At 73.2% G+C, this 25,902-nt stretch carries 22 protein-coding genes and 1 pseudogene; 12 read left to right on the top strand and 11 right to left on the bottom strand.

Going from position 1 to position 25,902, the window contains the following annotated elements:
• The first annotated feature begins 62 nt into the window (after positions 1–62).
• A complete protein-coding gene (locus tag AB0P07_RS09260) occupies positions 63–2,726 on the top strand; it encodes a cellulose binding domain-containing protein (RefSeq protein ID WP_365547333.1) in 2,664 nt (887 codons plus the stop codon).
• A gap of 138 nt (positions 2,727–2,864) precedes the next feature.
• Complete coding sequence (locus AB0P07_RS09255) at positions 2,865–3,110, top strand: hypothetical protein (protein WP_365547330.1); 246 nt, start codon at positions 2,865–2,867, stop codon at positions 3,108–3,110.
• A 3-nt stretch (positions 3,111–3,113) separates the two neighbouring features.
• Here the strand turns inward: AB0P07_RS09255 and AB0P07_RS09250 are convergent, their stop codons facing one another.
• The 3 genes from AB0P07_RS09250 to AB0P07_RS09240 all read right to left on the bottom strand — a co-directional run bounded on the left by AB0P07_RS09250 (position 3,114) and on the right by AB0P07_RS09240 (position 6,136).
• A complete protein-coding gene (locus tag AB0P07_RS09250) occupies positions 3,114–5,009 on the bottom strand; it encodes a rhamnogalacturonan lyase (RefSeq protein WP_365547327.1) in 1,896 nt (631 codons plus the stop codon).
• A gap of 76 nt (positions 5,010–5,085) precedes the next feature.
• On the bottom strand, positions 5,086–5,826 hold the full coding sequence (locus tag AB0P07_RS09245) for a class I SAM-dependent methyltransferase (protein ID WP_365547324.1): 741 nt from the start codon (positions 5,824–5,826) through the stop codon (positions 5,086–5,088).
• A gap of 4 nt (positions 5,827–5,830) precedes the next feature.
• Positions 5,831–6,136, bottom strand: a complete 306-nt coding sequence (locus tag AB0P07_RS09240; protein WP_365547321.1) for a 4a-hydroxytetrahydrobiopterin dehydratase — start codon at positions 6,134–6,136, stop codon at positions 5,831–5,833.
• Positions 6,137–6,238: 102 nt separating this feature from the next.
• Here AB0P07_RS09240 and AB0P07_RS09235 point away from each other — a divergent pair, with 102 nt between their 5' ends.
• Positions 6,239–7,057 (top strand): helix-turn-helix transcriptional regulator, encoded by an 819-nt coding sequence (locus AB0P07_RS09235; protein WP_365547318.1) that lies wholly within the window; start codon positions 6,239–6,241, stop codon positions 7,055–7,057.
• Here AB0P07_RS09235 and AB0P07_RS09230 read toward each other — a convergent pair.
• Positions 7,039–7,463, bottom strand: a pseudogene (locus tag AB0P07_RS09230) (hypothetical protein). The gene AB0P07_RS09235 and the pseudogene AB0P07_RS09230 overlap by 19 nt on opposite strands.
• Positions 7,464–7,737: 274 nt before the next feature.
• Here AB0P07_RS09230 and AB0P07_RS09225 point away from each other — a divergent pair.
• The 7 genes from AB0P07_RS09225 to AB0P07_RS09195 all read left to right on the top strand — a co-directional run bounded on the left by AB0P07_RS09225 (position 7,738) and on the right by AB0P07_RS09195 (position 16,547).
• Positions 7,738–8,601, top strand: a complete 864-nt coding sequence (locus AB0P07_RS09225) for a helix-turn-helix transcriptional regulator (protein WP_365547315.1) — start codon at positions 7,738–7,740, stop codon at positions 8,599–8,601.
• A 71-nt stretch (positions 8,602–8,672) separates the two neighbouring features.
• Positions 8,673–9,488 carry an SAM-dependent methyltransferase gene (locus AB0P07_RS09220; protein WP_365547312.1) on the top strand — a complete coding sequence of 272 codons (816 nt, stop codon included), beginning with the start codon at positions 8,673–8,675 and terminating at the stop codon, positions 9,486–9,488.
• Positions 9,489–9,591: 103 nt separating this feature from the next.
• On the top strand, positions 9,592–13,287 hold the full coding sequence (locus AB0P07_RS09215) for a nitrate reductase subunit alpha (protein ID WP_365547309.1): 3,696 nt from the start codon (positions 9,592–9,594) through the stop codon (positions 13,285–13,287).
• Positions 13,287–14,882 carry a nitrate reductase subunit beta gene (narH, locus tag AB0P07_RS09210; RefSeq protein WP_365547306.1) on the top strand — a complete coding sequence of 532 codons (1,596 nt, stop codon included), beginning with the start codon at positions 13,287–13,289 and terminating at the stop codon, positions 14,880–14,882. Before AB0P07_RS09215 ends, narH begins: the two co-directional genes overlap by 1 nt.
• A gap of 4 nt (positions 14,883–14,886) precedes the next feature.
• Complete coding sequence (narJ, locus tag AB0P07_RS09205; protein ID WP_365547304.1) at positions 14,887–15,381, top strand: nitrate reductase molybdenum cofactor assembly chaperone; 495 nt, start codon at positions 14,887–14,889, stop codon at positions 15,379–15,381.
• Entirely contained in the window at positions 15,378–16,100 is a 723-nt protein-coding gene (gene narI / locus AB0P07_RS09200; RefSeq protein ID WP_365547301.1) for a respiratory nitrate reductase subunit gamma, read from the top strand. The genes narJ and narI overlap by 4 nt, the downstream gene beginning before the upstream one ends.
• A gap of 117 nt (positions 16,101–16,217) precedes the next feature.
• Positions 16,218–16,547: a hypothetical protein gene (locus tag AB0P07_RS09195; RefSeq protein WP_365547298.1), complete on the top strand. Its 330-nt coding sequence runs from the start codon at positions 16,218–16,220 to the stop codon at positions 16,545–16,547.
• Positions 16,548–16,621: 74 nt separating this feature from the next.
• Here the strand turns inward: AB0P07_RS09195 and AB0P07_RS09190 are convergent, their stop codons facing one another.
• The 5 genes from AB0P07_RS09190 to AB0P07_RS09170 form a co-directional block, all read right to left on the bottom strand.
• Positions 16,622–17,047: an OsmC family protein gene (locus AB0P07_RS09190; protein WP_365547296.1), complete on the bottom strand. Its 426-nt coding sequence runs from the start codon at positions 17,045–17,047 to the stop codon at positions 16,622–16,624.
• An 86-nt stretch (positions 17,048–17,133) separates the two neighbouring features.
• Complete coding sequence (locus AB0P07_RS09185) at positions 17,134–17,319, bottom strand: hypothetical protein (RefSeq protein WP_365548162.1); 186 nt, start codon at positions 17,317–17,319, stop codon at positions 17,134–17,136.
• 80 nt (positions 17,320–17,399) lie between these two features.
• The gene (locus AB0P07_RS09180) at positions 17,400–18,800 is read right to left on the bottom strand and encodes an amino acid permease (RefSeq protein ID WP_365547293.1); all 1,401 of its coding nucleotides are present in this window, start codon (positions 18,798–18,800) and stop codon (positions 17,400–17,402) included.
• An 81-nt stretch (positions 18,801–18,881) separates the two neighbouring features.
• Positions 18,882–21,023 (bottom strand): phage holin family protein, encoded by a 2,142-nt coding sequence (locus tag AB0P07_RS09175; RefSeq protein WP_365547290.1) that lies wholly within the window; start codon positions 21,021–21,023, stop codon positions 18,882–18,884.
• A gap of 108 nt (positions 21,024–21,131) precedes the next feature.
• Positions 21,132–21,533, bottom strand: coding sequence for a hypothetical protein (locus AB0P07_RS09170; protein ID WP_365547287.1), 402 nt, complete (start codon positions 21,531–21,533; stop codon positions 21,132–21,134).
• Positions 21,534–21,626: 93 nt separating this feature from the next.
• On the opposite strand from AB0P07_RS09170, the gene AB0P07_RS09165 reads away from it, so the two are divergent.
• Entirely contained in the window at positions 21,627–22,400 is a 774-nt protein-coding gene (locus AB0P07_RS09165; RefSeq protein WP_365547284.1) for an MBL fold metallo-hydrolase, read from the top strand.
• Positions 22,397–23,023, top strand: a complete 627-nt coding sequence (locus AB0P07_RS09160) for a VTT domain-containing protein (protein WP_365547281.1) — start codon at positions 22,397–22,399, stop codon at positions 23,021–23,023. Before AB0P07_RS09165 ends, AB0P07_RS09160 begins: the two co-directional genes overlap by 4 nt.
• Positions 23,024–23,060: 37 nt before the next feature.
• On the opposite strand, the gene AB0P07_RS09155 is transcribed toward AB0P07_RS09160, so the two are convergent.
• Together AB0P07_RS09155 and AB0P07_RS09150 are read right to left on the bottom strand one after the other, a co-directional pair.
• The gene (locus tag AB0P07_RS09155) at positions 23,061–24,122 is read right to left on the bottom strand and encodes an MBL fold metallo-hydrolase (RefSeq protein ID WP_365547278.1); all 1,062 of its coding nucleotides are present in this window, start codon (positions 24,120–24,122) and stop codon (positions 23,061–23,063) included.
• A complete protein-coding gene (locus AB0P07_RS09150; RefSeq protein WP_365547276.1) occupies positions 24,119–25,366 on the bottom strand; it encodes an aminotransferase class I/II-fold pyridoxal phosphate-dependent enzyme in 1,248 nt (415 codons plus the stop codon). Before AB0P07_RS09150 ends, AB0P07_RS09155 begins: the two co-directional genes overlap by 4 nt.
• Between the last annotated feature and the right edge of the window lie 536 nt (positions 25,367–25,902).

The following is a 25,902-nucleotide window of genomic DNA, read 5'->3' as shown; positions in this document are numbered from 1 at the left end:
CACGCCGGGGCCGCCCGGTCCTCGCATGTGTTCTGTTCCTGACGGAAGGACGGCTCCCCACCGTGCGAAGAATCCGGACACTCACCGTGCTGCTGGCCCTCGCGGCCGGTCTGCTGGCGGGCAGCCCGCCCACGGCTCTGGCCGCCGAGCCGGCGCCGCGGGCGGCCTTCGCCGCCGACAGCTACACCTGGAAGAACGCCCGCGTCGACGGCGGCGGCTTCGTCCCCGGCATCGTCTTCAACCGGACCGAGAAGGACCTGGCCTACGCCCGCACCGACATCGGCGGCGCCTACCGCTGGCAGGAGTCCTCCCACACCTGGACGCCGCTGCTCGACCACGTCGGCTGGGACGACTGGGGTCACACGGGCGTGGTCGGTCTCGCCTCCGACTCCGTCGACCCGGACCGGGTGTACGCGGCGGTGGGCACGTACACCAACGACTGGGACCCGACGAACGGCGCGGTGCTGCGCTCCGCAGACCGCGGCGCGACCTGGGAGAAGACGGACCTGCCGTTCAAGCTGGGCGGCAACATGCCCGGCCGTGGGATGGGCGAGCGCCTGGCCGTCGACCCGCACGACAACGACGTGCTGTACCTGGGCGCCCCCAGCGGCCACGGCCTGTGGCGGTCCACCGACGCAGGCGTCACCTGGTCCGAGGTGACGGCCTTTCCGAACCCGGGGAACTACGCGCAGGACCCGGGCGACACGTCCGGCTACGCCTCCGACAACCAGGGCATCACCTGGGTCACCTTCGACGAGTCGACGGGCGGTGCGGGTACGGCCACCAAGACGGTGTACGTCGGGGTGGCCGACAAGGAGAACGCGGTCTACCGCTCGACCGACGCGGGCGCGACGTGGGAGCGGCTCGCCGGGCAGCCCACGGGCTACCTGGCGCACAAGGGCGTCCTGGACGCCGAGAACGGCTACCTGTACCTCGCGTACAGCGACACGGGCGGTCCGTACGACGGCGGCAAGGGCCGGCTGTACCGGTACGCGACGGCGACCGGCACCTGGACGGACATCAGCCCGGTCGCGGAGGCGGACACCTACTTCGGCTTCAGCGGCCTGACCGTCGACCGGCAGCACCCGGGGACGGTGATGGCGACCGCGTACAGCTCGTGGTGGCCGGACACGCAGATCTTCCGCACGACGGACAGCGGCGGCACGTGGACGCAGGCCTGGAGCTACACGTCCTACCCGGACCGCGAGAACCGCTACACGATGGACGTGTCCTCCTCCCCGTGGCTCACCTGGGGTGCGAACCCGGCGCCGCCCGAGCAGACGCCGAAGCTGGGCTGGATGACGGAGGCGCTGGAGATCGACCCGTTCGACCCGGACCGGATGATGTACGGCACGGGAGCGACGATCTACGGCACGGAGAACCTCACGAACTGGGACTCCGGCGGCAAGTTCGCCATCGAACCGATGGTGCGCGGCCTGGAGGAGACCGCGGTCAACGACCTGGTGTCTCCGCCGTCCGGTGCGCCGCTCCTCAGCGCGCTGGGTGACGTCGGCGGCTTCCGGCACACCAGCCTGACCGAGGTCCCGTCGATGATGTACACCTCGCCGAACTTCACCACCACGACGAGCCTCGACTTCGCGGAGGAGAACCCGGACGTCGTCGTCCGGTCGGGCAACCTCGACGCGGGCCCCCACATCGCCTTCTCCACGGACAACGGCGCCAACTGGTTCGGGGGCACCGACCCGTCGGGGGTCAGCGGCGGCGGCACGGTCGCGGCCGGCGCGGACGGCAGCCGCTTCGTGTGGAGCCCGCAGGGCACGGGCGTCCAGTACACGACGGGCTTCGGCACCGCGTGGCAGGCGTCGGCCGGCATCCCGGCGGGCGCGATCGTCGAGTCCGACCGGGTGGACCCCGCGACCTTCTACGGCTTCAAGTCCGGGAAGTTCTACGTCAGTACGGATGGCGGCGCGACCTTCACCGCCTCGGCGGCGACCGGGCTGCCCGCCGGTGACAGCGTCCGCTTCAAGGCGCTGCCGGGCGGGGAGGGCGACGTCTGGCTGGCGGGCGGTGCGGCGGACGGCCCGTACGGTCTGTGGCACTCGACGGACGGCGGCGCGACCTTCGCCAAGCTGCCCGGTGTCGACGCGGCGGACACCGTCGGCTTCGGCAAGGCGGCCCCGGACGCCACCTACCAGACCTTGTTCACCAGTGCGGAGATCGGCGGCGTGCGCGGCATCTTCCGCTCCACGGACGAGGGCGCGACCTGGGCCCGCGTCAACGACGACGCCCACCAGTGGGGCTGGACCGGCGCCGCCATCACCGGCGACCCGCGGGTCTACGGCCGGGTGTACGTGGCGACCAACGGCCGGGGCGTCGTCTACGGCGACACGGCGGGAGGAGACGGCGGCACCGGTCCGGGGCCGGGCCCCGACCCGACGCCCACCGGAGCCTGCGAGGTGGAGTACACGGTCACCCACCAGTGGTCGGGCGGCTTCCAGGCGGACGTCCGGCTCACCAACACCGGCACGTCGGGCTGGAACGGCTGGTCCCTCGACTGGTCGTTCCCCGGCGACCAAGAGGTGACCCAGATGTGGAACGCCGAACACACCCGCACCGGTGCCACGGTGACGGCGAAGAACCTCGTCTGGAACGCCGGCGTGGCCCCCGGCGCCTCGGTGGCCTTCGGCTTCACGGCAAGCTGGTCGGGGACCAACGCGGAGCCGTCCTCGTTCGCGCTGGGCGACCAGGTCTGCGGACGGACATGAACGTCCGGGAGGGCGCGTCCGGTGGCGCGCCCTCCCGGCTCCGTGACCAGTGCGCCCGTTTTCGCGCCCTTGTGGCCCTGCTGCGCTTCTTCGACCGTTGTGTCAGTGGGAGTGGTCGGCGAGGACCGGGGGCGTCGTATGGCGCGAAGGTGGGAGGGTCCGGCAGGGCGGCTGCTGCTCGGGCTGGCGGTGCTGCTGGACCGGACAGTCACGGGCAAGGCCGCGAAGCGGCGGCTCCAGCACTGCCGGGACGCCGCTCTGCGCGCCGCGTTCCGGCGGGGCGTACCGGTGGAGGTGCTCGCCTCCCGGACACGGCTGACGCAGAGGTGGGTCAGGACGGTGGTCACCGGCGGGAAACCCCCGCCGGTGGACGAGGCCGCGTGAGGGTCAGGGCGTGAAGACCGACGGGCGCGGAGCCGTCGGCATGCCGTCGCCCATGAAGAAGCTCGGGTGCGGGGGCTCGTTGTAGGCCGTGTTCTGCCAGGCCAGGGCGGTGCGGTACTGGGTGTCGTGGAGGAGGGTCGTGATGCGGGTGTCCGTTTCGTACGGGGTGGAGTAGATGCGCAGGGCCGTGTTGTTCGACGTGCGCCAGACGACCTCCTCGCGCCAGTCGCCGAGGATGTCTCCGGCGAGGACCGGGGTGGCCTTGGTGCCGTTGTTCGACGCGACTCCGGAGCCGGTGAGCAGGCGGGTGTCGCCGGACGTGCCGTACTTGTCGATGCGGGTGCCGTCGAGGAGTTCGCGGACGGTGTCGCCGTCCCACCAGGACAGGAAGTTGGCGCTGGAGGGCTTGCGGCCGTTCACCACCGTGCCCTTGGGGTTGCGGATGCCGCTCTCGGCGGACGACCAGGACTCGGCGCCCGCGCTGCCCGCCCAGATGTCACCGGAGACACCGCGGCCGTTGTCGCCGCTCGCGCCGGTGGACCAGAGGATCTGGCCCGTGCGGGCGTCCGCCATCCAGGAGGAGGGCTTCGAGGAGTCCTCGTCGACCTTGAACTCCTCCAGGCCCGGACGGGACGGGTCGAGGTCGCCGACGTGCATGGCGTCGCCGTGGCCGTTCCTCGTGGTCCACAGGGCGTAGCCGTTGTCGTCGACGGCCATCGCGCCGTAGACGATCTCGTCCCTGCCGTCGCCGTCGACGTCCGCGACGGAGAGCTGGTGGTTGCCCTGGCCGTCGTAGCCCCTGCCGCTGTTGGTGGAGGAGTTGGTGTCGAAGGTCCAGCGGCGGGTGAACCGGCCGTCGCGCCAGTCCCAGGCCGCGATCACCGTGCGCGTGTAGTAGCCGCGCGCCATGATCACGGAGGGGCGGGAGCCGTCCAGGTACGCCGTGCCGGCCAGGAAGCGGTCGACGCGGTTGCCGTAGGAGTCGCCCCAGGAGGAGACCGAGCCGCGGGCGGGGACGTAGTCGACGGTGCCCATGGCCCTGCCGGTCCGGCCGTTGAACATGGTGAGGTACTCGGGGCCCGACAGGACATAGCCGCCGGAGTTGCGGTAGTCGGCGGAAGAGCTGCCGATGACCGCGCCGGTGCCGTCCCTGGTGCCGTCGGCCGTCTTCATGGCGACCTCGGCCTCGCCGTCGCCGTCGTAGTCGTACACCTGGAACTGGGTGTAGTGGGCGCCGGAGCGGATGTTGCGGCCCAGGTCGACGCGCCACAGGCGGGTGCCGTCGAGGCGTATGCCGTCCACGATCGTGTTGCCGGTGTAGCCGGACTGGGAGTTGTCCTTGGCGTTGGTCGGCTGCCACTTGAGGACGATGTCGAGGGCGCCGTCGCCGTCGAGGTCGCCGACGGAGGCGTCGTTGGCCTCGTAGGTGTAGGAGACGCCGTCGGGGGTGGTGCCGCCGGAGGGCGGGCTGATCGGTACGTCCTTGTAGCCGGCGCGGAACTGGATGGCGTGGACGGAGTCGCCCTGTTCGGTGCCGTTCACGACCGCGCGGACGGTGTAGTCGGCGTGGGAGGGGGCGCCGGAGTGGAAGTAGGTGGTGGAGCCAGTGATGGGGCTGGAGTTGACCTTCGTGCCGGCCCGGTAGACGTTGAACGCGACGTTGTCCGGGTCGGTGCCCAGCCAGCGCCAGCTGACCAGGTTGCCGTCGCCGGTGTGGACGCTGACGACGCCCCGGTCCAGGGCCTCCACCTGGCGCGCTGTGGCGGCCTCGGCGGTGTCGGGGGCCAGGGTGGTCAGGCCGGCGCCGAGGAGCCCGGCGGCTGTGAGGGCGGCGGCCACGGCGAGGGGGCGTCTGCGGTGGGTGCGGCGGGCGTGGGGGCGGGTGTGGGGGTGCCTCACGGGACGAACCTCCTGGAGGGCGGACGGATTCCCTCTCCCAGTCGCCGCCTGGGGCCGCCGGGTTGCCGCCCTCGCCCTACGGCTTTCGGAACGCCGCGAGCGTGAAGACCGGGTCGGGCCGCGGCCGGTCCTGGTCCGGCAGGGCGGCCAGCCGCGCGGTGAACTCCTCCGCGAGCGGCTCGCCCGGCGGCAGCGTGACGAACCAGCCGCGCCGCAGGTCCGCCACCGTCCGGCGGGGGCTGCGGCCCTGGCCGTGGCCGGTGAAGCGGGCCGAGCCCGCGGGGAGCAGGCCGTGCTCGTGGGCGTACGCCTCGACCAGGTGGGCGGCGTCGTGCGCGGTGCTGGGCGGGCGGGTGGCGAGCACGGCGTCGATGTCGCTGCCCACGTTGTGCGAGGCGCCTTTGCCCACCGTGGTCACATACACCCCGCCGGGCCGCAGCACGCGGGCGCACTCGCCTACGATCGCCCGCGCGTTGTGGGCGCCGCCCGCGAGGTGGAGCAGCCAGACGCTGGTGACGGCATCGAACTCCCCGCCCGCGAAGGGCAGTCGGCGGCTGTCGGCGAGCGCGACGGCCCCGGGCAGCCGGGCGTCGGCACGGCGGGCCATGGCGGGGACGAGGTCGACGCCGGTCACCCGGAGGCCGTCGCGGTCGGACGCAATCCGCCGGGTGACGATGCCGGTGCCGCAGCCCACGTCGAGCAGGCGGCGGGCCTGCCGCGGCACCAGGCTCAGTACGGCCCGCGCGGCCGCCGCGGCCCGGGGCTCCCCGCCGCGGGACTCGTCGTACCGCTCCGCTTCCTTGTCGTAGTCGAGCACACCGTCAGTGTGCCCCGTGACCGGCGGCCAGGTCCTCCACCCTGCGGGCGAGCTCGAAGTCCTTCTCGGTGACGGCGCCGCCCGCGCTGTGGGTGTGCACGGCGAGGGCGACCGTGTTGTAGCCGAGGGTCAGGTCGGAGTGGTGGTCCAGTTCCTCCTGCACCTGCGCGACGTGGACGACCATCGCGGTCGCCGCGAAGTGGGAACCGAGCCGGTAGGAACGGGTGAGGCGGCCGGCGTCGAGCGACCAGCCGGGCAGCCCGGCCAGGCGCTCCTCGACCTCCTGCGACGACAGCGGTGCGACGGGCATGTGCTGCACTCCTTCGCTGGTGGCGCTCGACGGACGGATCGGCTCCAGCGTGCCACAGCGCGGCCGCTCCGGCGCGGCCCGGCGTCGACTACCGTGCTGGGCATGACCGCACTCATGTCCGGTACCGCCCCCGCTACCGACCGGGGCGTGGGCCCCCTGCTGCGGGCCTGGCGGGAGCGGCGCCGGGTCAGCCAGCTGGAGCTGGCGCTGCGCGCCGACTCCTCCGCCCGCCACATCAGCTTCGTCGAAACCGGCCGCTCCCGGCCGAGCGAGGAGATGGTGCTGCGCCTCGCCGAGCACCTGGACGTCCCCGTGCGCGAGCGCAACGCGCTGCTGCTTGCGGCCGGTTACGCACCGCGCTACCCGGAGACCCCGCTGGACGACCCCGCGCTCGGCGCCCTGCGCGAGGGCATGGAACGGCTGATCCGGGGCCACGAACCGTATCCGGCCCTGGTCGTCGACGGGACGTACCGGGTGCTGGCGGCCAATCGGGGGATCACGATGCTGTTGGAAGGCGTCGCGGAGCATCTGCTCGCGCCGCCGCTGAACGCCATCCGGCTGACGCTGCACCCGCAGGGACTGGCACCGCGCATCCGCAACCTGCGCGAGTGGCGCGGCCACCTGCTGGAACAGATGGGGCGGCAGATCGCCCTGCACCGCTCGCAGCCGCTGCGGGAGCTGTACGACGAGGTGGCGGCCTACCCGGTACCCGAGACCGCGCCGGACGGCGAGCCGGAGGAACCGGTGCCGTACTTCGCGCTGCCGATGCAGATAGAGCACCGGGGACACGTCCTGTCGTTCATCTCCTCCATCTCCACCTTCAACACCCCGATGGACGTGACGGTCGCCGAGCTGGCCATCGAGACGCTGCTCCCGGCCGACCCGGCGACGGTCGAGTACCTTCACACACTGATGTCCTGAAGCTGTCTCAGGGCCGCGTACTGGAGCAGCGCGAACCCGGCCACGGCGACGGCCTGGAGCACCGTCCACACCGCTTAGGCCGTGGTGGGCGTGAGCCAGAGCGCGAGCGCGACGAAACTGACGGCCGCCCAGGCCAGGTTGGCCTCGACGACGGCCCGGACCGCGAGCGCGGGCGGCCGGAGGCGGGCGGCCAGCAGGCCCACGCCCCCGGCGTACACAGCTAGGAACGCGCCGAGGGCGAGGAGCAGCCCGGAGCCGGCGCCGAACCAGCGGCCGAGCGGGCCGAGAGCGCGAGGTAGGCGAGCGCGTTGGCGCCGGTCACCGCCGCGTCGAGGGCGAGGAAGCGGCGGAGCATCAGCCGCGGCTCGGCCGTACGGGCGAGTGCGGCAAGCTGGTGTGTGGACATGACGAGTCGGCCTCCGTCGGGTCGGACATGCTGGGGAGCGGCCCGGGCCCCGGACCGGAGTGCGCCGGACCGGAACCCGGTGGCTCCACCATCCCGCCCCCGGCGGGCGGGGTCGATTACCCGCCGGGTAATGCCCCCGGTACCGGCCGGGTAGTGCCCCGGTACCGGCCGGCCGATCCGCCCGGTCCGGGAAAGATCCACGAACACCCCTGTGAGACTGACAGAGGAACATGACAGACTGCGACGAGACTTGGGCGCGTTGGGGAGGCGTGGCGTGAGCGAGCGGCGGGCCGCACCCACCGTGGGCCAGGTGGTCCTCGGCAGACGACTGCAGGAACTGCGGGAGACGGCGGGCCTCAAGCGCGAGGAGGCCGCCAAGGTGCTCCGCGTGGCCCCGGCGACGGTGCGGCGCATGGAGATGGCCGAGGTCGCGCTGAAAATACCGTACGTCCAGATACTGCTGACGGCGTACGGGGTCGGCGCCGACGAGGTCGCGGCATTCGTCGCGCTCGCCGAGGAGGCGAACCAGCCGGGCTGGTGGCAGCGGTACCACGACGTGCTGCCGGACTGGTTCAGCCTGTACGTGAGTCTGGAGGGCGCCGCGCGGATCGTCCGTTCGTACGAGCCGCACTTCGTCCCGGGTCTGCTGCAGACCGAGGACTACGCGCGCTCGGTCCTGGAGGCCGGGACGATCGGCAACGCGGGCGGGGACGCGGTGGAGCGGCACGTGTCCCTGCGCATGGAGCGGCAGCGCCTCCTCGAGCGCCCGGACCCGCCCCACCTGTGGGTGGTGATGGACGAGACGGTGCTGAAGCGCCCGGTGAGCATCCACGGCCGGGTGATGCGCGAGCAGCTCGACAAGCTGCTGGAGTTCGCCGCCCGGGACCGCGTGACGCTCCAGGTCGCCGAGTTCGAGGACGGGCCGCACCCCGGGACGTACGCCCCCTTCACGCTGTTCCGGTTCGCGGAACCGGAGCTGCCCGACATGGTCTTCACCGAGTACCTGACGGGCGCCCTGTACCTGGACTCCCGCGCCGAGGTCTCGGCGCACCTGGAGGTCCTGGACCACATGACGGCACGCGCCGCCTCGACCCAGCGCACCGAGAAGATCCTGCGCGCCTACCGCGAGTACTTCTGACCGGCGACGCCCCGCACACAGCGCCCGCAGTCCGTGCAGTCCGCCCAGCAGCCCCGAGGAGACGACACCGCGTGACCGGATCCGAGCCCGTGCCCGCGCCCCTCGACACCAGCCGGCCGCACCCGGCCCGGGTCTACGACTGGTGGCTGGGCGGCAAGGACAACTACCCGGTGGACGAGGAACTGGCGCGGAAGATCCTCGCGGCGGACAGCACGGCGGTACGCGGGGCGCGCGCGAACCGCCGGTTCATGCACCGGGCGGTCCGTACCCTCGCCGAGGCCGGGATCCGCCAGTTCCTGGACATGGGCACCGGCATCCCCACCGAGCCGAACCTGCACCAGGTGGCCCAGGCGGTGGCCCCGGAGGCACGGATCGTCTACGCCGACAACGACCCGATCGTCCTCCGGCACGCCGAGGCGCTGCTGCACGGCTCGGCGCAGGGCGCCACCGACTACGTCCACGCGGACGTGCGGGACCCCGAGACGATCCTGCGGCTGGCGGGCGAGTCCCTGGACTTCGACCGGCCCCTCGCCCTGTCGCTGGTGGCCCTGACCCACTACCTCGGCGACGCGGCCGACGGCGACGACGTGTACGGCCTGCTCAAGCGGTACACGGACAGGCTCGCGCCGGGCAGCTTCCTGGTCCTCTCCCAGGTCACGCCCGACCTGAACCCGGCGGCGGTGGGCAGGGCCGCGGAGCTCTTCGCCCGGAGCGGCACGCCGTTCCACCCGCGCTCCCTCCCCGACTTCGCGCGCTTCTTCGACGGTCTGGAGCTGCTGGGCCCCGGCATCATCCCGGTCACCGGCTGGCGGCCGGACCCGGAGGACGTGGCGGCCCAGAGCGAGGGCATCGTGCCGGTGTACGCGGGGGTGGCCCGCAAGCCCTGACCCGGACGTCGGGGCCCCGCCCTGACCCGTACGGGCGCCGCGAACGGGTGCGCTCCCGCGCCCGCCCCTAGGTTCGGGAACCAGGGCGAGCAAGGGAGCGCACGTGACCGAGACGCGGACACCGCCCACCGAGCCGGGCGCTGCGCTGCTGCGGGCGGGACGGTTCTTCCGGCCGGGCACCGCCGCACCCGACCTGCACAGCATCGGGCTGGTCGGCGGGCGGGAGTCGGACGCCTTCTACCGGGACCGCTGGAGCCACGACAAGGTCGTGACGTCGACGCACGGCGTGAACTGCACGGGTTCGTGCCGGTGGAACGTGTTCGTCAAGGACGGCATCATCACCTGGGAGACCCAGGCCACGGACTATCCGTCGGTCGGCCCGGACCGCCCCGAGTACGAGCCGCGCGGCTGTCCCCGGGGAGCTGCGTTCTCCTGGTACACGTACTCGCCGACCCGGGTGCGCTACCCGTACGTGCGCGGCGTGCTGCTGACGATGTACCGCGAGGCGAAGGCCCGGCTGAAGGACCCGGTGCTGGCCTGGGCCGACATCCAGGGCGACCCGGAGCGCCGCGGACGGTACCAGCGGGCCCGCGGCAAGGGCGGCCTGGTCCGGGCGAGCTGGGACGAGGCGGTCGAGATGGTCGCCGCCGCCCATGTGCACACCATCCGCACCCACGGCCCCGACCGCATCGCGGGCTTCTCCCCCATCCCCGCGATGTCGATGGTGTCGCACGCGGCGGGCGCCCGCTTCCACTCGCTGATCGGCGCGCCGATGCTGTCGTTCTACGACTGGTACGCCGACCTGCCCGTGGCCTCCCCGCAGGTCTTCGGCGACCAGACGGACGTGCCGGAGTCGGGCGACTGGTGGGACGCGGCGTACCTGATCATGTGGGGCACCAACGTGCCGGTGACCCGCACGCCGGACGCGCACTGGATGGCGGAGGCCCGCTACCGGGGTCAGAAAGTGGTCGTGGTCTCGCCCGACTACGCCGACAACACCAAGTTCGCCGACCAGTGGCTGCACCCGCACCCCGGGACGGACGCGGCGCTGGCGATGGCGATGGGGCACGTGGTGCTCAGGGAGTTCTTCGTCGACCGGACGACCCCGTTCTTCGACGACTACGTGCGCCGCTTCACCGACCTGCCGTTCCTGGTGACCCTGACCGAGCGGGACGGGGCGTTCGTCCCGGGCAAGTTCCTGCGCGCCGCCGACCTGGGGCAGGTCGGCGACGACGCCCAGTGGAAGACCGTCGTCCTGGACGAGGCGACGGGCCGCGCGGTCGTCCCCAACGGCTCGCTGGGCTTCCGCTGGAACGAGGCCGACCGGGGTAAGTGGAACCTGGACCTGGGCGACGTGCGCCCCCGGCTGAGTCTGCACGGCCACGAGATGGCGTCGGGCGTGGAGGTGCTGCTCCCCCGCTTCGACACCGAGGGCGGCCCGCACGGCCAGGGGCGCGGGGACGTGCTGCGCCGGGGGGTGCCGGCGACGCGCCTCGGCGGGGCGACCGGTCCGCTGGTGACGACGGTCTTCGACCTGATGCTGGCCCAGTACGGGGTGACCCGGCCGGACCTGCCGGGCGACTGGCCGGCGTCGTACGAGGACGCCGACGCGCCCGCGACCCCGGCCTGGCAGGAGACGCACACCTCGGTCCCGGCGGCGGCCTGTGTGCGCATCGCCCGGGAGTTCGCGCGGACGGCGGAGCGCTCCAAGGGCCGCTGCATGATCCTGATGGGCGCGGGGACCAACCACTGGTTCCACTCCGAGACGATCTACCGGGGTTTCCTGGCCCTGCTCCAGCTCACCGGCTGTCAGGGCCGCAACGGCGGCGGCTGGGCGCACTACGTGGGACAGGAGAAGTGCCGTCCGGTGACGGGCTGGGCGTCACTGGCCGCCGCGTCGGACTGGTCGCGCCCGCCGCGCCAGGCGATCGGCACCGGGTACTGGTACCTGCACACCGACCAGTGGCGCTACGACCGCTTCCGCGCCGACGTCCTCGCCTCACCGCTGGGCGAGGGGCGGCTCGCGGGAATGGCGGGGGCGGACTGTCTCGCCCTGTCGGCGCGCACGGGCTGGATGCCGTCGTACCCGACCTTCGACCGCAATCCGCTGGAGCTGGGCGAGACCTTCGGCGATCCGGTGGCCAACGCGGTGGCGGAACTGCAGGCGGGGACGCTGAAGTTCGCGGGCGAGGACCCGGACGCCCCCGAGAACTGGCCGCGGATCGTGACCCTGTGGCGGGCCAACCTGCTCGGTTCCTCCGGCAAGGGCGCCGAGTACTTCACCAAGCACCTACTGGGCACCCAGTCCTCGCTGCGGGCCGAGGAGGCGGCGCCCGGCGAGCGGCCCCGGGACGTGGTCTGGCACGAGGAGGCACCGCAGGGGAAGCTCGACCTGCTGCTGTCGCTGGACTTCCGGCACACCTCGTCCACACTGCTGTCCGACGTGGTGCTGCCTGCCGCGACCTGGTACGAGAAGCACGACCTGTCCAGCACGGACATGCACCCCTACGTGCACGCCTTCTCCCCGGCGGTGAACCCGCCGTGGCAGGCGCGCACCGACTTCGACACCTTCAGACTCCTCGCGGAGAAGCTGAGCGAGCTGGCCGAGGACCATCTCGGGGTGCGCAAGGACCTGGTGGCGGCTCCGCTCCAGCACGACACCCCGGGCGAGATCGCCCAGCCGGGCGGTGTCGTACGGGACTGGCGGCGCGGGGAGTGCGATCCCGAGCCCGGGAAGACGATGCCGAACCTCGTCGTCGTGGAGCGGGACTACACGGCGGTCGGGGCGAAGCTCGCGGCGCTGGGCCCGCTGGTGGAGGCCGAGGGGCTGCCCGCCAAGGGCATCACCCTGCGGCCGGACGAGGAGGTGGCGCGGCTGCGGGACCTGAACGGCACGGTGCGCGGCGGCCCGGCCGACGGGCGTCCGGCGCTGGACACGGCGGTCAAGGCGGCCAACACCATCCTGGCCCTGTCCGGTACCACCAACGGGCGCCTGGCCACCCAGGGCTTCCACACGCTGGAGGCGAGGACCGGGCGGGAGATGGCCCACCTGGCCGCCGAGCACGAGGGCAAACGGATCACGTACGCCGACACCCAGGCGGCGCCCGTGCCGGTGATCACCTCGCCGGAGTGGTCGGGCAGCGAGGCCGGCGGGCGGCGCTACACGGCGTTCACGCTCAACACCGAGCACCTCAAGCCGTGGCACACCCTCACCGGCCGGCAGCACTTCTTCGTCGACCACGACTGGATGCACGAGCTGGGCGAGGCGCTGCCCGTGTACCGGCCGCCGCTGGACATGCACCGGCTGTTCGGCGAACCGCGGCTCGGCCCCGACGGGCACCGCGAGGTGACGGTCCGCTACCTCACCCCGCACAACAAGTGGTCCATCCACTCCGAGTACCAGGACAACCTGTTCATGCTGGCGCTGTCCCGGGGCGGTCAGACCATCTGGATGTCCGCCGAGGACGCGGCCGCCATCGGGGTCGCGGACGACGACTGGATCGAGGCGGTCAACCGCAACGGCGTCGTCGTGGCCCGCGCGATCGTCTCGCACCGCATGCCGCCGGGCACGGTCTTCATGCACCACGCCCAGGAACGCACGGTCAACGTCCCGCTCACGGAGACGACCGGGAAACGCGGCGGTGTCCACAACTCCCTCACCCGCCTCCTCCTCAAGCCGACCCATCTCATCGGCGGCTACGCCCAGTTGTCCTGGGCGTTCAACTACCTGGGCCCGACGGGCAACCAGCGCGACGAGGTGACCGTGATCCGCCGCCGCTCCCAGGAGGTCGAGTACTGATGCGCCCGATGGCCCAGGTCGCGATGGTCATGAACCTCGACAAGTGCATCGGCTGCCACACCTGTTCGGTCACCTGCAAGCAGGCGTGGACCAACCGGCGGGGCATGGAGTACGTCTGGTTCAACAACGTCGAGACCCGCCCCGGACAGGGCTACCCGCGCCGCTACGAGGACCAGGAGAAGTGGCGGGGCGGCTGGGAGCTGAACCGGCGCGGCGCGCTGAGACTGAAGGCGGGCGGCCGGTTCAGGAAGCTCGCCGGGATCTTCTCCAACCCACGGCTCCCGGAGATCAAGGACTACTACGAGCCCTGGACGTACGACTACAAGAACCTCACCGACGCTCCGCTCGGCACCGACTACCCGGTCGCCCGGCCCGTCTCGCAGCTCGACGGCAAGCCGATGAAGATCAGCTGGTCCTCCAACTGGGACGACAGCCTGGGCGGCGCCCCCGCCTACGGCGACCTCGACCCGATGGTGGAACGCACCCGCCAACAGGCGTCGCAGAAGGTGCGCTTCGCATACGAAGAGACCTTCATGTTCTACCTGCCGCGCATCTGCGAGCACTGCCTCAACCCGTCGTGCGTGGCGTCGTGCCCGTCCGGGGCGCTGTACAAGCGCTCGGAGGACGGCATCGTCCTGGTCGACCAGGACCGCTGCCGGGGCTGGCGGATGTGCGTGACCGGCTGCCCCTACAAGAAGGTGTACTTCAACCACCGCACCGGCAAGGCGGAGAAGTGCACCTTCTGCTATCCGCGCATCGAGGTCGGCCAGCCCACCGTATGCTCCGAGACCTGCGTGGGCCGGCTGAGGTACCTGGGCGTGGTCCTGTACGACGCCGACAAGGTGACCGCGGCCGCCGAGACCCCGAACGAACGCGATCTGTACGAAGCACAGTTGGGCGTCTTCCTCGACCCGGAGGACGCCGGGGTGCGGCGGGCCGCGGAGGAGGCGGGGATCCCGTTCGACTGGATCGAGGCGGCCCGGCGCTCCCCCGTGCACGCGCTGGTCGGCAAGTACAAGGTGGCGCTGCCGCTGCATCCGGAGTACCGCACGATGCCGATGGTCTGGTACATCCCGCCGTTGTCGCCGGTCGTCGACGCGCTGACGGAGACGGGGCACGACGGCGAGGACGCGGACAACCTGTTCGGCGCGATCGACACGCTGCGCATCCCGCTGGAGTACCTGGCCGAGCTGTTCACGGCCGGTGACACCGGACCGGTGCGCGCCTCGCTGGAGAAACTGGCCGCTATGCGCGCCCACATGCGGTCGGTCAACCTCGGGGAGGAACCCGATCCGGCCGTGTGCGAGGGGGTCGGCATGCGGGCGGCCCAGATCGAGGACATGTACCGGCTGCTGGCGCTCGCCAAGTACGAGGAGCGGTACGTGATCCCGACGGCGGCCGTCGGTGACGCGCACCGCCTGGAGGCGTCCGCGCTGCCGGACACGTGCAGCCTGGACACCGACGGCGGGCCCGGCATGGGCGGGGACGGGCCCTTCGGCCAGGACTCGGGGCGCAGGCGGTTGCCGCTGGTGCCGGTGGAGAACTTCCACATGCTGCGCAGGCGGCAGACCGCCGACGACGAGAGGGAGGTCTGATCCGATGCCAGGCTTCGAGGTGCTGTACCAGGCGGCGGCGCTCTGTCTGACGTATCCCGACGACGACTTCCGCGCCCGGCTGCCCCTGCTGCGGGAGGCCGCACCGCAACTGCGCGGTTTCACCGACCACGCTGCGGCGACCGAGCAGGGCGCACTGCAGGCGCACTACGTCGAGGTCTTCGACTTCAAGAACCGGCACAGTCTGTACCTGAGCTGGTGGACCGACGGCGACACCCGCAACCGGGGGATGTCCCTGGTGCGCTTCAAGGAGCTGTACCGCGCGCACGGCCTGGAGTTCACCGGCGAGGAGCTGCCGGACTTCCTGCCGGCGGTCCTGGAGTTCGTCTCCCGCACCGGGGACATGATCATGCTCACCGAGCACCGCGACGCCCTCGCCGAGCTGCGCTCCCGGCTCACCGCCTTCGGCACGCCCTACGCCTGCGTCCTGGACGCCGTGTGCGCCACCCTGCCGCCCGCACCCACCGGAGCCCGCCGATGAACGTCTTCCTGTGGGGCGTCCTGCCCTACGCCGCCTTCGCGCTGCTGATCGCGGGCCTGGTCTGGCGGCACCGCTACGACCGCTTCGGCTGGACCACGCGTTCGTCGCAGGTCTACGAGTCCAAGCTGCTCAACATCGCCTCACCGGTCTTCCACTACGGCATCCTGTTCGTGCTCGCGGGCCATCTGATCGGCCTGTTCATTCCGGCGTCCTGGACACAGGCCATCGGCATGGACGAGCACGCGTACCACCTGTTCTCGCTCTACGGCGGCACCTTCGCCGGGGTCCTCGCGGTCGCCGGGATCGGCGTCCTGATCTACCGGCGCCGCACCAACGCGCCGGTCTTCCGCGCCACCACGGCCAACGACAAGCTCATGTACGTCTTCCTGCTCGGCGCCCTGCTCCTGGGCATGATCGCCAAACTCTCCGACACCTCCGGCAACGGCTACGACTACCGGAGCACCATCGCCCCCTGGTCGCGCAGCCTGTTCACGCTGACCCCGAAGACGGAGCTGATGGAGGGCGTGCCGGTGCTGTACCACGTGCACGCGGTGGTCGGGATGGTGCTGATCGCCCTGGTGCCCTACACCCGTCTCGTGCACATGTTCAGCGCGCCCCTGCAGTACCTGACCCGGCCGTACGTGGTCTACCGCTCGCGCGACCCCAGGCAGCTGGGGCCGCGCCCGGAGCGGCGCGGCTGGGAGCGCGCGGGCTCCTGACCCGCCCGCCGAATCCGGGGCCGGGAAAAATAGCGGACGCCGCAACATCGCGCTCGTGCCACCGCATTGAAAAGGAGTACGGACGTCCGGCACGAGAACACAGCGGGAGAGCCCACCATGGAGGACCCGGGCCACGCACTGCTCGCACGCTGGGACGGCCGCTCCTGGAAGCAGGTGCCTACGCCCGCCGGCGCCGGTCGCGAGAACGACCTGACCCTCGCACCCGCCGGTGTGCGGGTCGCCGGGGAGCAGCCGGACGGCACCCCGTACGTGATGCGGCTGCGCCACGGCCGGTGGTCCCGGCCGTCCGTGCCGCCGGGCGGTACGGACGGCAGCCGGTACCTGACCTCGGTGGCCTGGACCCCGCGGGGCGTCACCGCCGTCGGCAACGAGGAGGGGGCGACGGGTCTTCCCAGCCCGTTGCTGCTGACCACCGGCGGGCGCTGAGTCCCGGCCGCGCCGGACCGCCCGCGCCCTCCGGCACGGGACGTGCACGTGCTGGCGGGCGCGGGCCGAGGAAGTCAGGCCAGCTTGGCCGACAGGGTGATGGTCGTGCCGGTCAGGGCCTGGCTGACCGGGCAGTTCTTCTTGGCGTCCTCGGCGGCGGCGACGAACGCGTCGTTGTCGAGGCCGGGGACGGCGCCCTCCACGGTGAGGTGGATGCCCGTGATGCCCTCACCGGGCTGGAAGGTGACGTCGGCGGAGGTGGTGAGCTTGGTGGGCGGGGTGCCGGCGCCGGCCAGGCCGTTCGACAGCGCCATGGAGAAGCAGCTGGAGTGGGCGGCGGCGATCAGCTCCTCGGGGCTGGTCCTGCCGTTCGCCTGCTCGGCGCGCGACGGCCACGACACCGGCTGCTCGCCGATGCCGGACGAGTCGAAGGTGACGACACCCTTGCCCTCGAACAGGTTGCCTTCCCAGACGGTGTGTGCGGAGCGCGTGGTTGCCACGGCGGTTCCTCTCGAATTCTCTTGCTGTAGCTGGTCGGTGGGAGCCCGGCGGCCGGGTTCCCACCCCCATCCGATCACACTCCGGCTCAGCTCACCCGGAAGACCGGCCCCCGGGCGGTGAACGGCAGCCGCGCGCCCTGCGGAATCAGGTAGGCGTTCTCGCGCCGCTCCAGCAGCGCGTCGCACCAGCCGTCGGTGACGACGAGGACCGGCGCGGTGGGCGGGAGGCGTCGGCGCGCAGCAGCAGGTCCACGCCGGGCTGCTGCCTGCACGCAGGGGCTCCTTGGCGGGAGAGGGGGGCGGGAGGTGACCGGCCCAGTGTGCGTGCCCGCCGGGGTGCCGCGCAGCCGGATTACGGGGCGTCGGGCGTCTCCGCGCGCCGCCGGCGGGCCGCCATCACGGCGTACACGAGCACGCCCGCGAACAGGAACAGCACGCCCTGGTAGACCGCCGCGTAACCGGCGCCCGCGACGAGCCACAGGGAGAAGGCCGCCGCGACCGACGCGATCACGCCGTCCCGGACCAGGCGCGCCCGGTCGACCTTCTCGCCCTGCCCGGAGACCAGGTGGAACAGCTGGGCGGCCGTGGCCAGCAGGTACGGCACGGTGGCGGTGAAGGTGGTGACGAGGACGAGGACCTCGAAGACCTTCGCCGAGCCGGACGTGTAGTTGTAGACGGTGAGCAGCGAGGCGAGGACCACGGTGCCGCCGACGCCGACGGTGGGCACCCCGCGCCGCCTGCGGGCGAAGGCGGCCGGGAAGAGGCCGTCCTTGGCCGCGGCGTACGGGGTCTGGGCGCTGAGCAGGGTCCAGCCGTTGAGGCAGCCGGTCATCGAGACCAGGGCGGCCAGCGCGACGGCCCAGCCGCCCCAGGCGCCGCCGAACATGGCGTTCACGGCGTCCGAGAAGGGCGCCGAGGAGGTGACCAGGCGGTCGTGGGCGACGGTGCCGAAGACGGAGAGGGTGCCCAGCAGGTAGACGAGGGCGGCGCCCGCGGTGCCGATGACGGTGGCCCGGCCGACGGTGCGGCGCGGATCCTTGACCTCGCCGGCGCTGACGGCGGCGGACTCCACGCCCAGGTAGGAGAAGAGCAGGATCGCGGCGGCGGCGGAGACCGCGCCGATGCCGCTGGAGCCGCTCGCGTTGAAGGGGCCGAGGTTGTCCGGGTCGAAGAAGAACAGCCCGCCGACCGCGACGAGCAGCAGCGGCGCGAACTTCAGCACGGTGGAGACGAGCTGGACGGCGCCGACCCAGCGGGTGCCGGCGAAGTTGGCGAGGGCGGGCAGCCACTGGATGACGAGGGCGGCCAGGCAGGCGGTCCAGCGGTGGTCGTTCACCGGGATCAGGACGTCGAGGTAGCCGACGGCGGCGACGGCGAGGGCCGCGTTGGACACCCACGTGGTGATCCAGTACGCCCACGCGGCGAGGAAGCCGGCGAAGTCGCCGAAGGCACCGCGGGCGTAGACGTAGGGGCCGCCGGTACGCGGGTCGCGGGCCGCGAGGCGGCCGAAGACCAGGGCGAGCGCGACGGCGCCGACGGTCAAAACGCCGAAGGCGAGCAGGCTGACGGTGCCGAACGGGGCGACGGAGGCCGGGAGCAGGAAGATGCCGCCGCCGATGATGTTGCCCATGACCAGGGCGGTGGCGACGGGGAGCCCGAAGCGACGGGCGTGCCGGGTGCTCTCGGACACGGGGGCCGCGGGGGTCTCCCGCGGTTCCGGAGCCGGTGGGGGGACGGTGCCGGTGACGTGCATGGGGTGGTGCGCCTCTCATGGAAGGGGGCCCGGGATCGCCGGACCCGCCCATGGTCCGCCACGGTCCCATACCGTTCCACATCAGGCGCTTTTGTCCTGTACGAACCCGTCCGTGACCGGAAAAGGTGCGCTTTCGACGACGTTCGGCCGTGGATCCTCCGCCTGCACCGGCACCTGGGGGCCGTTCGACTCGCGCAGCCAGTGGCGCAGCACCCGGTGGATCCGCTCGGCGCCGACGAGTTCCTCGCCCTGGCCGGCCGGCGCGGACAGCACGGTCGGGGAGAGCAGGAAGGCGTGCGACTGGGCGCCGCCGAGCCCGCCGTGGGAGCCGATCTGCTCCTCGAAGGCGAGGACCTCGCCGTCGGCCGGGTCGTGGAAGGAGTTGACCATGATGTCCGCGGTGTGCGGGAAGGAATGGGTGCGGCGTACGGCGTCTGCGGCGCCGGGGCCGAAGGGGGCGAGCGGGCCGGGGTCCTCGTCGAGCCGGTCCAGGGGCACCTCCGCGCCGCGGGCGCCGAGCACGACACCCCCGTGTTCCTCGCTGCGCACCAGCAGGAAGCCGATGCCGGGGTGGTTGGCGAGGGTGGGCAGCAGGGCGGGGTGCCGGGCGTCGATCTCCTCCCGGGTCATCCGGTGCGGGACGTCCGGGAAGGAGACCAGGCCCAGGTTGCCGGAGGCCAGCACGATCGGTTCGGAGCGGCGTCCGGTGGGGGTGTCGGCGGGCCGCTGCTGTTCGGCACCCTCCTCGACGGGGCGGTGCAGGGCGGCCCGTACGGTGTTGCGCGCCTCGGCGCCGCTGCGGGTGCGCCGGGCGCTGCGCGGCACCGGCAGTCCGCAGCCGGCCCGCACCAGGTCGGCGAGGGTCAGGCCGTAGCGGGCGCGGAAGGTCTCGCCGGGGCTCTGGCCGTGGTCGGAGAGGACCACGATCCGGTAGGAGCGGGGGGCGTGCTCGGCGACGTTCTCGATCAGGGCGAGGGCCCGGTCGAGCCGCTGGAGGACCTTGGCGGCGTCCCGGCTGCCCGGTCCGGAGTGGTGGGCGACCTCGTCGTAGGCCACCAGGTCGGCGTAGACGGAGGTGCGGCCGGCGAGCATGTCACCCATCACCGCGGCGACGACCACGTCGCGCTCGACGACGGTCGCGAAGGCGCGGACGAAGGGGTAGAGGCCGCCGCGGGAGACGCGCGGGCGGACCTTGTGGAGGCGGGCGCGGGTGGACTGGCTGATCTCCCGGCACACCTCGGCGACGAAGGACATCGCGGTGCGCACGGCGTTGGCCGGGTCGGAGAAGTAGGCGAAGTAGCCGGCCCGGGAGCGGGTCTCGCGGCTGCGGCGGCGGGCTGCTATGGACAGCACGAGGGCCTGTTCGTCGGCGCCGCCGCCGAACAGGTTGCCGCGGCTGGCGCCGTCGAGGCTGAGCAGGCCGCCGTCGCCGGTGCGCCTGACGGCGCGGTACTGGAGTTCGGCGGCGCTGGTCGGGCGGTTGCTGACCATGACCTCGCCGGTGTCCTTCTCGTACCAGCGGAACGCGGGGACGTCGTGGTTGCTGCCGTGCAGGATGCCGAGCTGGCTGGCGCCGGTCTGGCTGGACCAGTCGGTGCGCCAGGGGTCGAGCCGGTGGGTGGCGGAGGTGCCGTCGCGGCCGAGCCAGCGGGCGACGGTGGGCATGACGCCGCGGTCGACGGCGTCCCGCAGGACCTCGTGGCCGACGCCGTCCAGTTGCAGGAAGACGGTGCCGGGTCCGGCCGGGCAGGGCGGCCGGGATCTGCGGCGGCGGTCGGCGAGGCGGTAGAGGCGGCGCCGGTAGGCGTCGTCGTCGCGCACGGCCAGGGCGCCGCCGGTGGCGGAGGCGACGGCGGACATGACGGCGGCCACCACGACCGCCGTCTCGGGAGCGACGCCGCCGCGTCCGGCCGGGTTGACGTCGATCGCGAGGAACAGCAGCCCGCCGTTGAGGAAGAAGACCAGCAGGCCGAGGACCAGGGCCGGCACCAGGAGCAGCAGGCGGACCATGAGCGGCCAGACCAGGGCGGAGAGCAGACCGAAGGCGCCGGCGCCGACCGCGGCGGTCATGGCGATGTCGGTCGCGCTGTCGCCGTCGGGCGACTGGAGCCGGAAGTCCGGCAGGATCCCGGCGAGCACGAGCATGGTGAGGGTGGACACGGCCCACACCGCGACACTGCGCCCGATCTGGCTGGCGACCCGGCGCCAACGGCCTCCGCTCACGTCCCGCACACCTCACGTCCCCGGCCCGTCGTCCGTGCGGGCCTCCCCACCCTGCCACAACGCTCCGGAGTGCCCGTTTGTCCCCCCGGGTCCGGTTCACACCGGTGGTCAGCGGCCGTCGTACCCGGCCGTCGGCATCGACAGTCTGCGGTGCACGCACGCCTTCATCCGGGCGTCGTACGACGGTTCGGCGTGGCCCACGGTCTCCACGCGGGCGCCGCGCCGCGCGCACTCCGCGGTGAAGTCGTCGACGGAGGACAGCGCGCTCTCCAGCACCCGGCGGCTGGGCGCCACGAACAGGTCCTCCCCGGGGCGCACTCCGTCCCACAGGGCGTCGTGGTCGTGCCGCAGCCGGCGCACCAGCAGCTGCCGGGCGACGACGTAGCCGTGCTCGGCGGCCCAGCGGGCGCACATGGCGTGCTGGCTGCGGGAGTCGACCAGGAAGGGATCGTCGTCCAGCTGTTCCAGTGGCGTCAGACTCGCGATCGCCGTCACCCGCACCGGCCCCATGGTGTCCCCCTCGCCTCCCTTCACCTCCCGTTTTCGCCGCCGACCCTACTCCTGGACGTAGGCTTCGGGGAGTCGCGCGAAGGAGGCAAAGAGGTGCCGGTGGAGCTCACGTGGTGGGGTCACGCCACCTGCACGGTCGAGGACTCGGACGTCCGCGTGCTCACCGACCCCTTGTTCGTACGCCGGCTCGCCCACCTGCGCCGCAGGCGGGGCGCGGTGCCGCCGCCGGAGGCCTGGCGTGCGGACGTGGCGCTCGTGTCCCACCTGCACGCCGACCACCTGCACGTGCCGTCGCTCGCGCGGCTTGCGCCGGGCACGCGCCTGCTCGTGCCCCGGGGCGCACGACGGGCGGTGCCGGGGCTGCGCCGGCTCGGGCACCTGGAGCTGACCGAGGTGGCGCCGGGCGACCAGACGACCGTCGGCGACCTGCGGATACGGGCGGTGTCCGCGCGGCACGACGGGCGGCGGCTGCCGGTCGGACGACACCGCGCCCCCGCGCTCGGGTATGTCGTCGAGGGCGAGGCACGGACGTACTTCGCAGGGGACACCGCTCTGTTCGACGGCATGGAGAAGGAGGTCGGCCCCATCGACGCGGCGCTGCTGCCGGTGGGCGGCTGGGGCCCGTACCTGGGTGCGGAGCACCTGGACGCGGGGCGGGCGGCCGAGGCGCTGGCCCGGCTGGCGCCGCGCACTGCGGTGCCGGTGCACTACGGCACGTACTGGCCGATCGGGATGGACGCCGTGCGCCCCCACGAGTTCCACACGCCGGGCCAGGAGTTCGTGCGCCTGTCGGCGCTGCGCGCGCCGGGGGTGGCGGTGCACCGGCTGGGGCACGGCGAGAGTGTGCGGGTGGAGGTCGCGCGGTGAGCTGGCTGGGGACCGCGACGCTGAACATACCGGCGGAGCCGACGCAGCAGGCGCTCGGCTATCCGTCGCTGTTCCTGCTGGTGCTGATCGGGGCGCTGGTGCCGGTGGTGCCGACGGGCGCGCTGGTCAGTTCGGCGGCGGTGGTGGCGATGCACCAGCCGGTGCCGTTCGCCATGCTGACGGTCTTCGCGACGGCGTCGCTGGCCGCGTTCTGCGGGGACATGGCACTGTACTGGCTGGGCCGGCGCGGGGTCGGCTCGAAGAACGGCTCGCGCTGGCTGGAGGCGATCCGGTCCCGGGCGCCCGAGGACCGCCTGGAGCAGGCGCAGGAGAAGCTCGCCGAGCACGACGTGGGGGTGCTGGTGCTCTCCCGGCTGGTGCCGGCCGGCCGGATACCGGTGATGCTGGCCTGCCTGCTGGCGAAGTGGCCGCTGCGCCGCTTCGCCCGGGGCAATCTGCCCGCCTGTCTTGCCTGGGCGCTGACGTATCAGCTGATCGGCGTCCTCAGCGGCGCCCTGTTCAGCAAGCCGTGGGAGGGGGTGGCGGCGGCGATCGCCCTGACCGTGCTGGTCAGCGGGGCGCCGGGGCTGTGGCGACGGTTCCGGGGGCCGGCGAAGGCGTAGGCCGGCAGAGGTGGCCCGACGGCGCGGGCCGGGGACGTCATTCCAGCACCCGGGAGGCGCCGACCGGCAGGTCCCACAGTCGCTCTCGGGGCAGGCCGGCCTGCTGCCAGGCGGCGCGTACCCGGGTGAGGGGCTCCATCACCGGTTCCGCGGAGAGCACGAACGTCCCCCAGTGCATCGGTGCCATGTGGCGCGCGCCCACGTCCTGGGCGGCCCGTACCGCCTCCTCCGGGTCGCAGTGCACGTCGCTGAGCCACCAGCGGGGGTCGTAGGCGCCGATGGGGAGCAGGGCGAGGTCGATGCCGGGGTAGCGGCGGCCGATGCGACCGAACCAGTGCCCGTATCCCGTGTCGCCGGCGAAGTAGACGCGCCGGCCCTCGGGGTCGGTGAGCACCCAGCCGCCCCACAGGGTGCGGCAGGTGTCGGTGAGGCTGCGCTTGGACCAGTGGTGGGCCGGGACGAAGTCGAACCTGACCCCGTTCAGCTCGGTCGCCTCCCACCAGTCCAGCTCGGTGACGCGGGTGAAGCGGCGGCGGTGGAACCAGCGGCCGAGACCGGCGGGCACGAGCACGGGGGTGTCGCGCGGCAGCCTGCGCAGGGTGGGGGCGTCCAGGTGGTCGTAGTGGTTGTGGCTGATGACGACGGCGTCCACTCGGGGCAGGGCGCTCCAGGGGACGCCGACGGGGGTGATCCGCGCCGGGGTGCCGAGGATGCGACGGGACCAGACCGGGTCGGTGAGCACGGTGAGGCCGCCGATCCGCACCACCCAGCTGGCGTGTCCGGCCCAGGTGACGGCGACGGTGCGGGCGTCCACGCGCGGCAGCGGCCCGGGGGCGCAGGGCAGCCGCGGGACGTCTGCGAGTCCGGCGGGGCCGGGTCTCACCGCCCCCTCGCGGGCGAATCTGGCGAGGGCCTTCAGACCGGGCAGCGGTGCGGTCAGCCGGTCGTGGAAGGTCCGCGGCCACACCCGGTGCTCGGCCGGCGGCCGGGGTGCGGCGAGCGGCGGATGGGCGGGGGCCGCGTCGGTCTCCCCGGCGGACGAGGGGGTGTTCTCGGCGGACGAGGGGGTGCTCGTGGTCGACCGGGGCTGCTGCGTCATCGAGGGGGCTCCCATCGCTGAGCGTCGCGCAGACCGTCGAAGACCGTCTTCAGACCGGTCAACGCGCGTTGCACGTGTGGCAGTTCCAACGGGTCCGCCGACAGAAGGCGTTCCGCCCGCCGCTCGTCGGTGCCCGCGTCGAGCAGGGGGCCGGTGGCGATCCGGACGCGCAGGGCGGGCAGGTCGTCGCCGAAGCGGTGGCCGCCGGGGGCGGGGACGCCGAGCCGGGCGGTGAGGAAGTCCTCCAGTTCCTGGGCGTCGCCGACGCCCTCGGCGCCGAGCGCGTCGCGCAGCGGGCCGAGATCGGCGTAGAGGTGGCGGCCGGCCTGCGGGGGCCGGGCGGTGGCTCCGGCGGAGACGACGGCCGCGTGTACGGCGGCGGCCACGCGCGCGTGCAGGCGTACGGCCGCCGCGCGACGGGTGGTGACCGGTTCGGGTTCGTCGAGCGCGTACCCGGCCGCGGCGGCGACGGGGGCCGCGACGCGGGCGCCCAGCGCGGTGAGCACGTCGAGCACGCGCGCGTGCAGGCCGTTGCCGGCGGCGGACGCGGGGAAGCGGGCGACGGCGGCCGGCCAGGCGGGCGGGAGCAGCGCGCCGGCCAGGTCGGTGACGACGGTGACCCGCTCGGGCAGCATCTCGGCGGGGCTGAGGACGACGGTGGCGTGCGGGTCGTGCAGGGTGTCGCGCCAGGTCTCGTCGCTGACCAGGTGCAGTCCCTCGCCGGCGGCGGCCTCGACGGTCTCGTGCAGCAGCTCGGGCGGGGCGACGGTGCCGGTCGGGTCGTCGGCGACGGACAGCACGAGCAGGCGGGGGTCGCCGCCCTCGGCGCGGACCCGGCGCACGGTCTCCAGGAGGGCGTACGGGTCGGGTACGCCCCCGGACTCGGCCGGCGTCGGTACGTGGAAGACGGGCCGGCCCAGCAGGCGCGCGTACGGTGCCCACCAGGCGGCGCAGGGGCGGGGCACCAGGACGTCGCCGCCCAGCGCGGCGGTCAGCGCCAGCAGCAGGGCGCCCGCGCCAGGGGCGGCGGCGAGGTGTCCCGGGTCGGTGGTCAGACCGCGCCGGTCCCAGTAGCCGCTCGCGGCCTCCAGGAGGGCGGGGGCGCCGCCGGCCGGTTCGCCGTGCGGGCGGCCCGCGGCGGCGGCGAGCACGGCGGCCAGCTCGGGCAGCACCGGCAGCCCGTCCCCGGGAAAGTGCGGGCCGTAACGAACGGGCCCGTGCCCCACGGCGCCGGCCCGGCTCACGCCGGAAGGACTACCGGAACGACCCCCGGGGTCGTGCCCTGCGGATCCGCTGCCCGACCCGCCGTGTCCGCCGGCCGCCCCGCCGAAAGCCCCTGCCCCGACGCCACCCCGAAGCGCCGGGCCACCGCGCTGAAGGGAAGAGCCGCCGGGACCCGTCGCAAAGTCGCCGGGGCTGGCGGCCGAGCCACCATGCCCTCCGGCCGAAGCATCGGCCTCCGCTGCCGAGCCTTCGGACTCCCCGGCCGAACCGCCCACCCCTCCGGCCGAGCCGCTCGCCCTCGCGGCCGAACTCCCAAAGCCCGTCGCCGGGGCATCGGCACACACAGCGGAGCCACCGGCACCCGTGCGGGAACAACCAGCCCCCCGGTCCGGACCGCCGAATCCCTCGGCCGACCCGACCAAACCCTCGACCAAGCCGCTCGCCCCCGCGGCCGAACCCCCAAAGCCCGTCGCCGGGGCATCGGCACACACAGCGGAGCCACCGGCACCCGTGCGGGAACAACCAGCCCCCCGGTCCGGACCGCCGAATCCCTCGG

The sequence above is a fragment of the Streptomyces sp. NPDC085944 genome, from assembly GCF_040686295.1.
Lineage (GTDB): Bacteria > Actinomycetota > Actinomycetes > Streptomycetales > Streptomycetaceae > Streptomyces > Streptomyces salinarius.
The sequence above is the reverse complement of the archived record's forward strand: the minus strand, read 5'-3'. Positions and strand labels throughout refer to the sequence as shown.

Bases quoted from the DNA above. Each gene is read 5' to 3' on its own strand.
- AB0P07_RS09255 (WP_365547330.1), top strand. From the start codon at position 2,865: ATGGCGCGAAGGTGGGAGGGTCCGGCAGGGCGGCTGCTGCTCGGGCTG.
- AB0P07_RS09240 (WP_365547321.1), bottom strand. From the start codon at position 6,136: ATGCCCGTCGCACCGCTGTCGTCGCAGGAGGTCGAGGAGCGCCTGGCC.
- AB0P07_RS09235 (WP_365547318.1), top strand. From the start codon at position 6,239: ATGACCGCACTCATGTCCGGTACCGCCCCCGCTACCGACCGGGGCGTG.
- narH (WP_365547306.1), top strand. From the start codon at position 13,287: ATGCGCCCGATGGCCCAGGTCGCGATGGTCATGAACCTCGACAAGTGC.
- narJ (WP_365547304.1), top strand. From the start codon at position 14,887: ATGCCAGGCTTCGAGGTGCTGTACCAGGCGGCGGCGCTCTGTCTGACG.
- narI (WP_365547301.1), top strand. From the start codon at position 15,378: ATGAACGTCTTCCTGTGGGGCGTCCTGCCCTACGCCGCCTTCGCGCTG.
- AB0P07_RS09195 (WP_365547298.1), top strand. From the start codon at position 16,218: ATGGAGGACCCGGGCCACGCACTGCTCGCACGCTGGGACGGCCGCTCC.
- AB0P07_RS09180 (WP_365547293.1), bottom strand. From the start codon at position 18,800: ATGCACGTCACCGGCACCGTCCCCCCACCGGCTCCGGAACCGCGGGAG.
- AB0P07_RS09170 (WP_365547287.1), bottom strand. From the start codon at position 21,533: ATGGGGCCGGTGCGGGTGACGGCGATCGCGAGTCTGACGCCACTGGAA.
- AB0P07_RS09155 (WP_365547278.1), bottom strand. From the start codon at position 24,122: ATGACGCAGCAGCCCCGGTCGACCACGAGCACCCCCTCGTCCGCCGAG.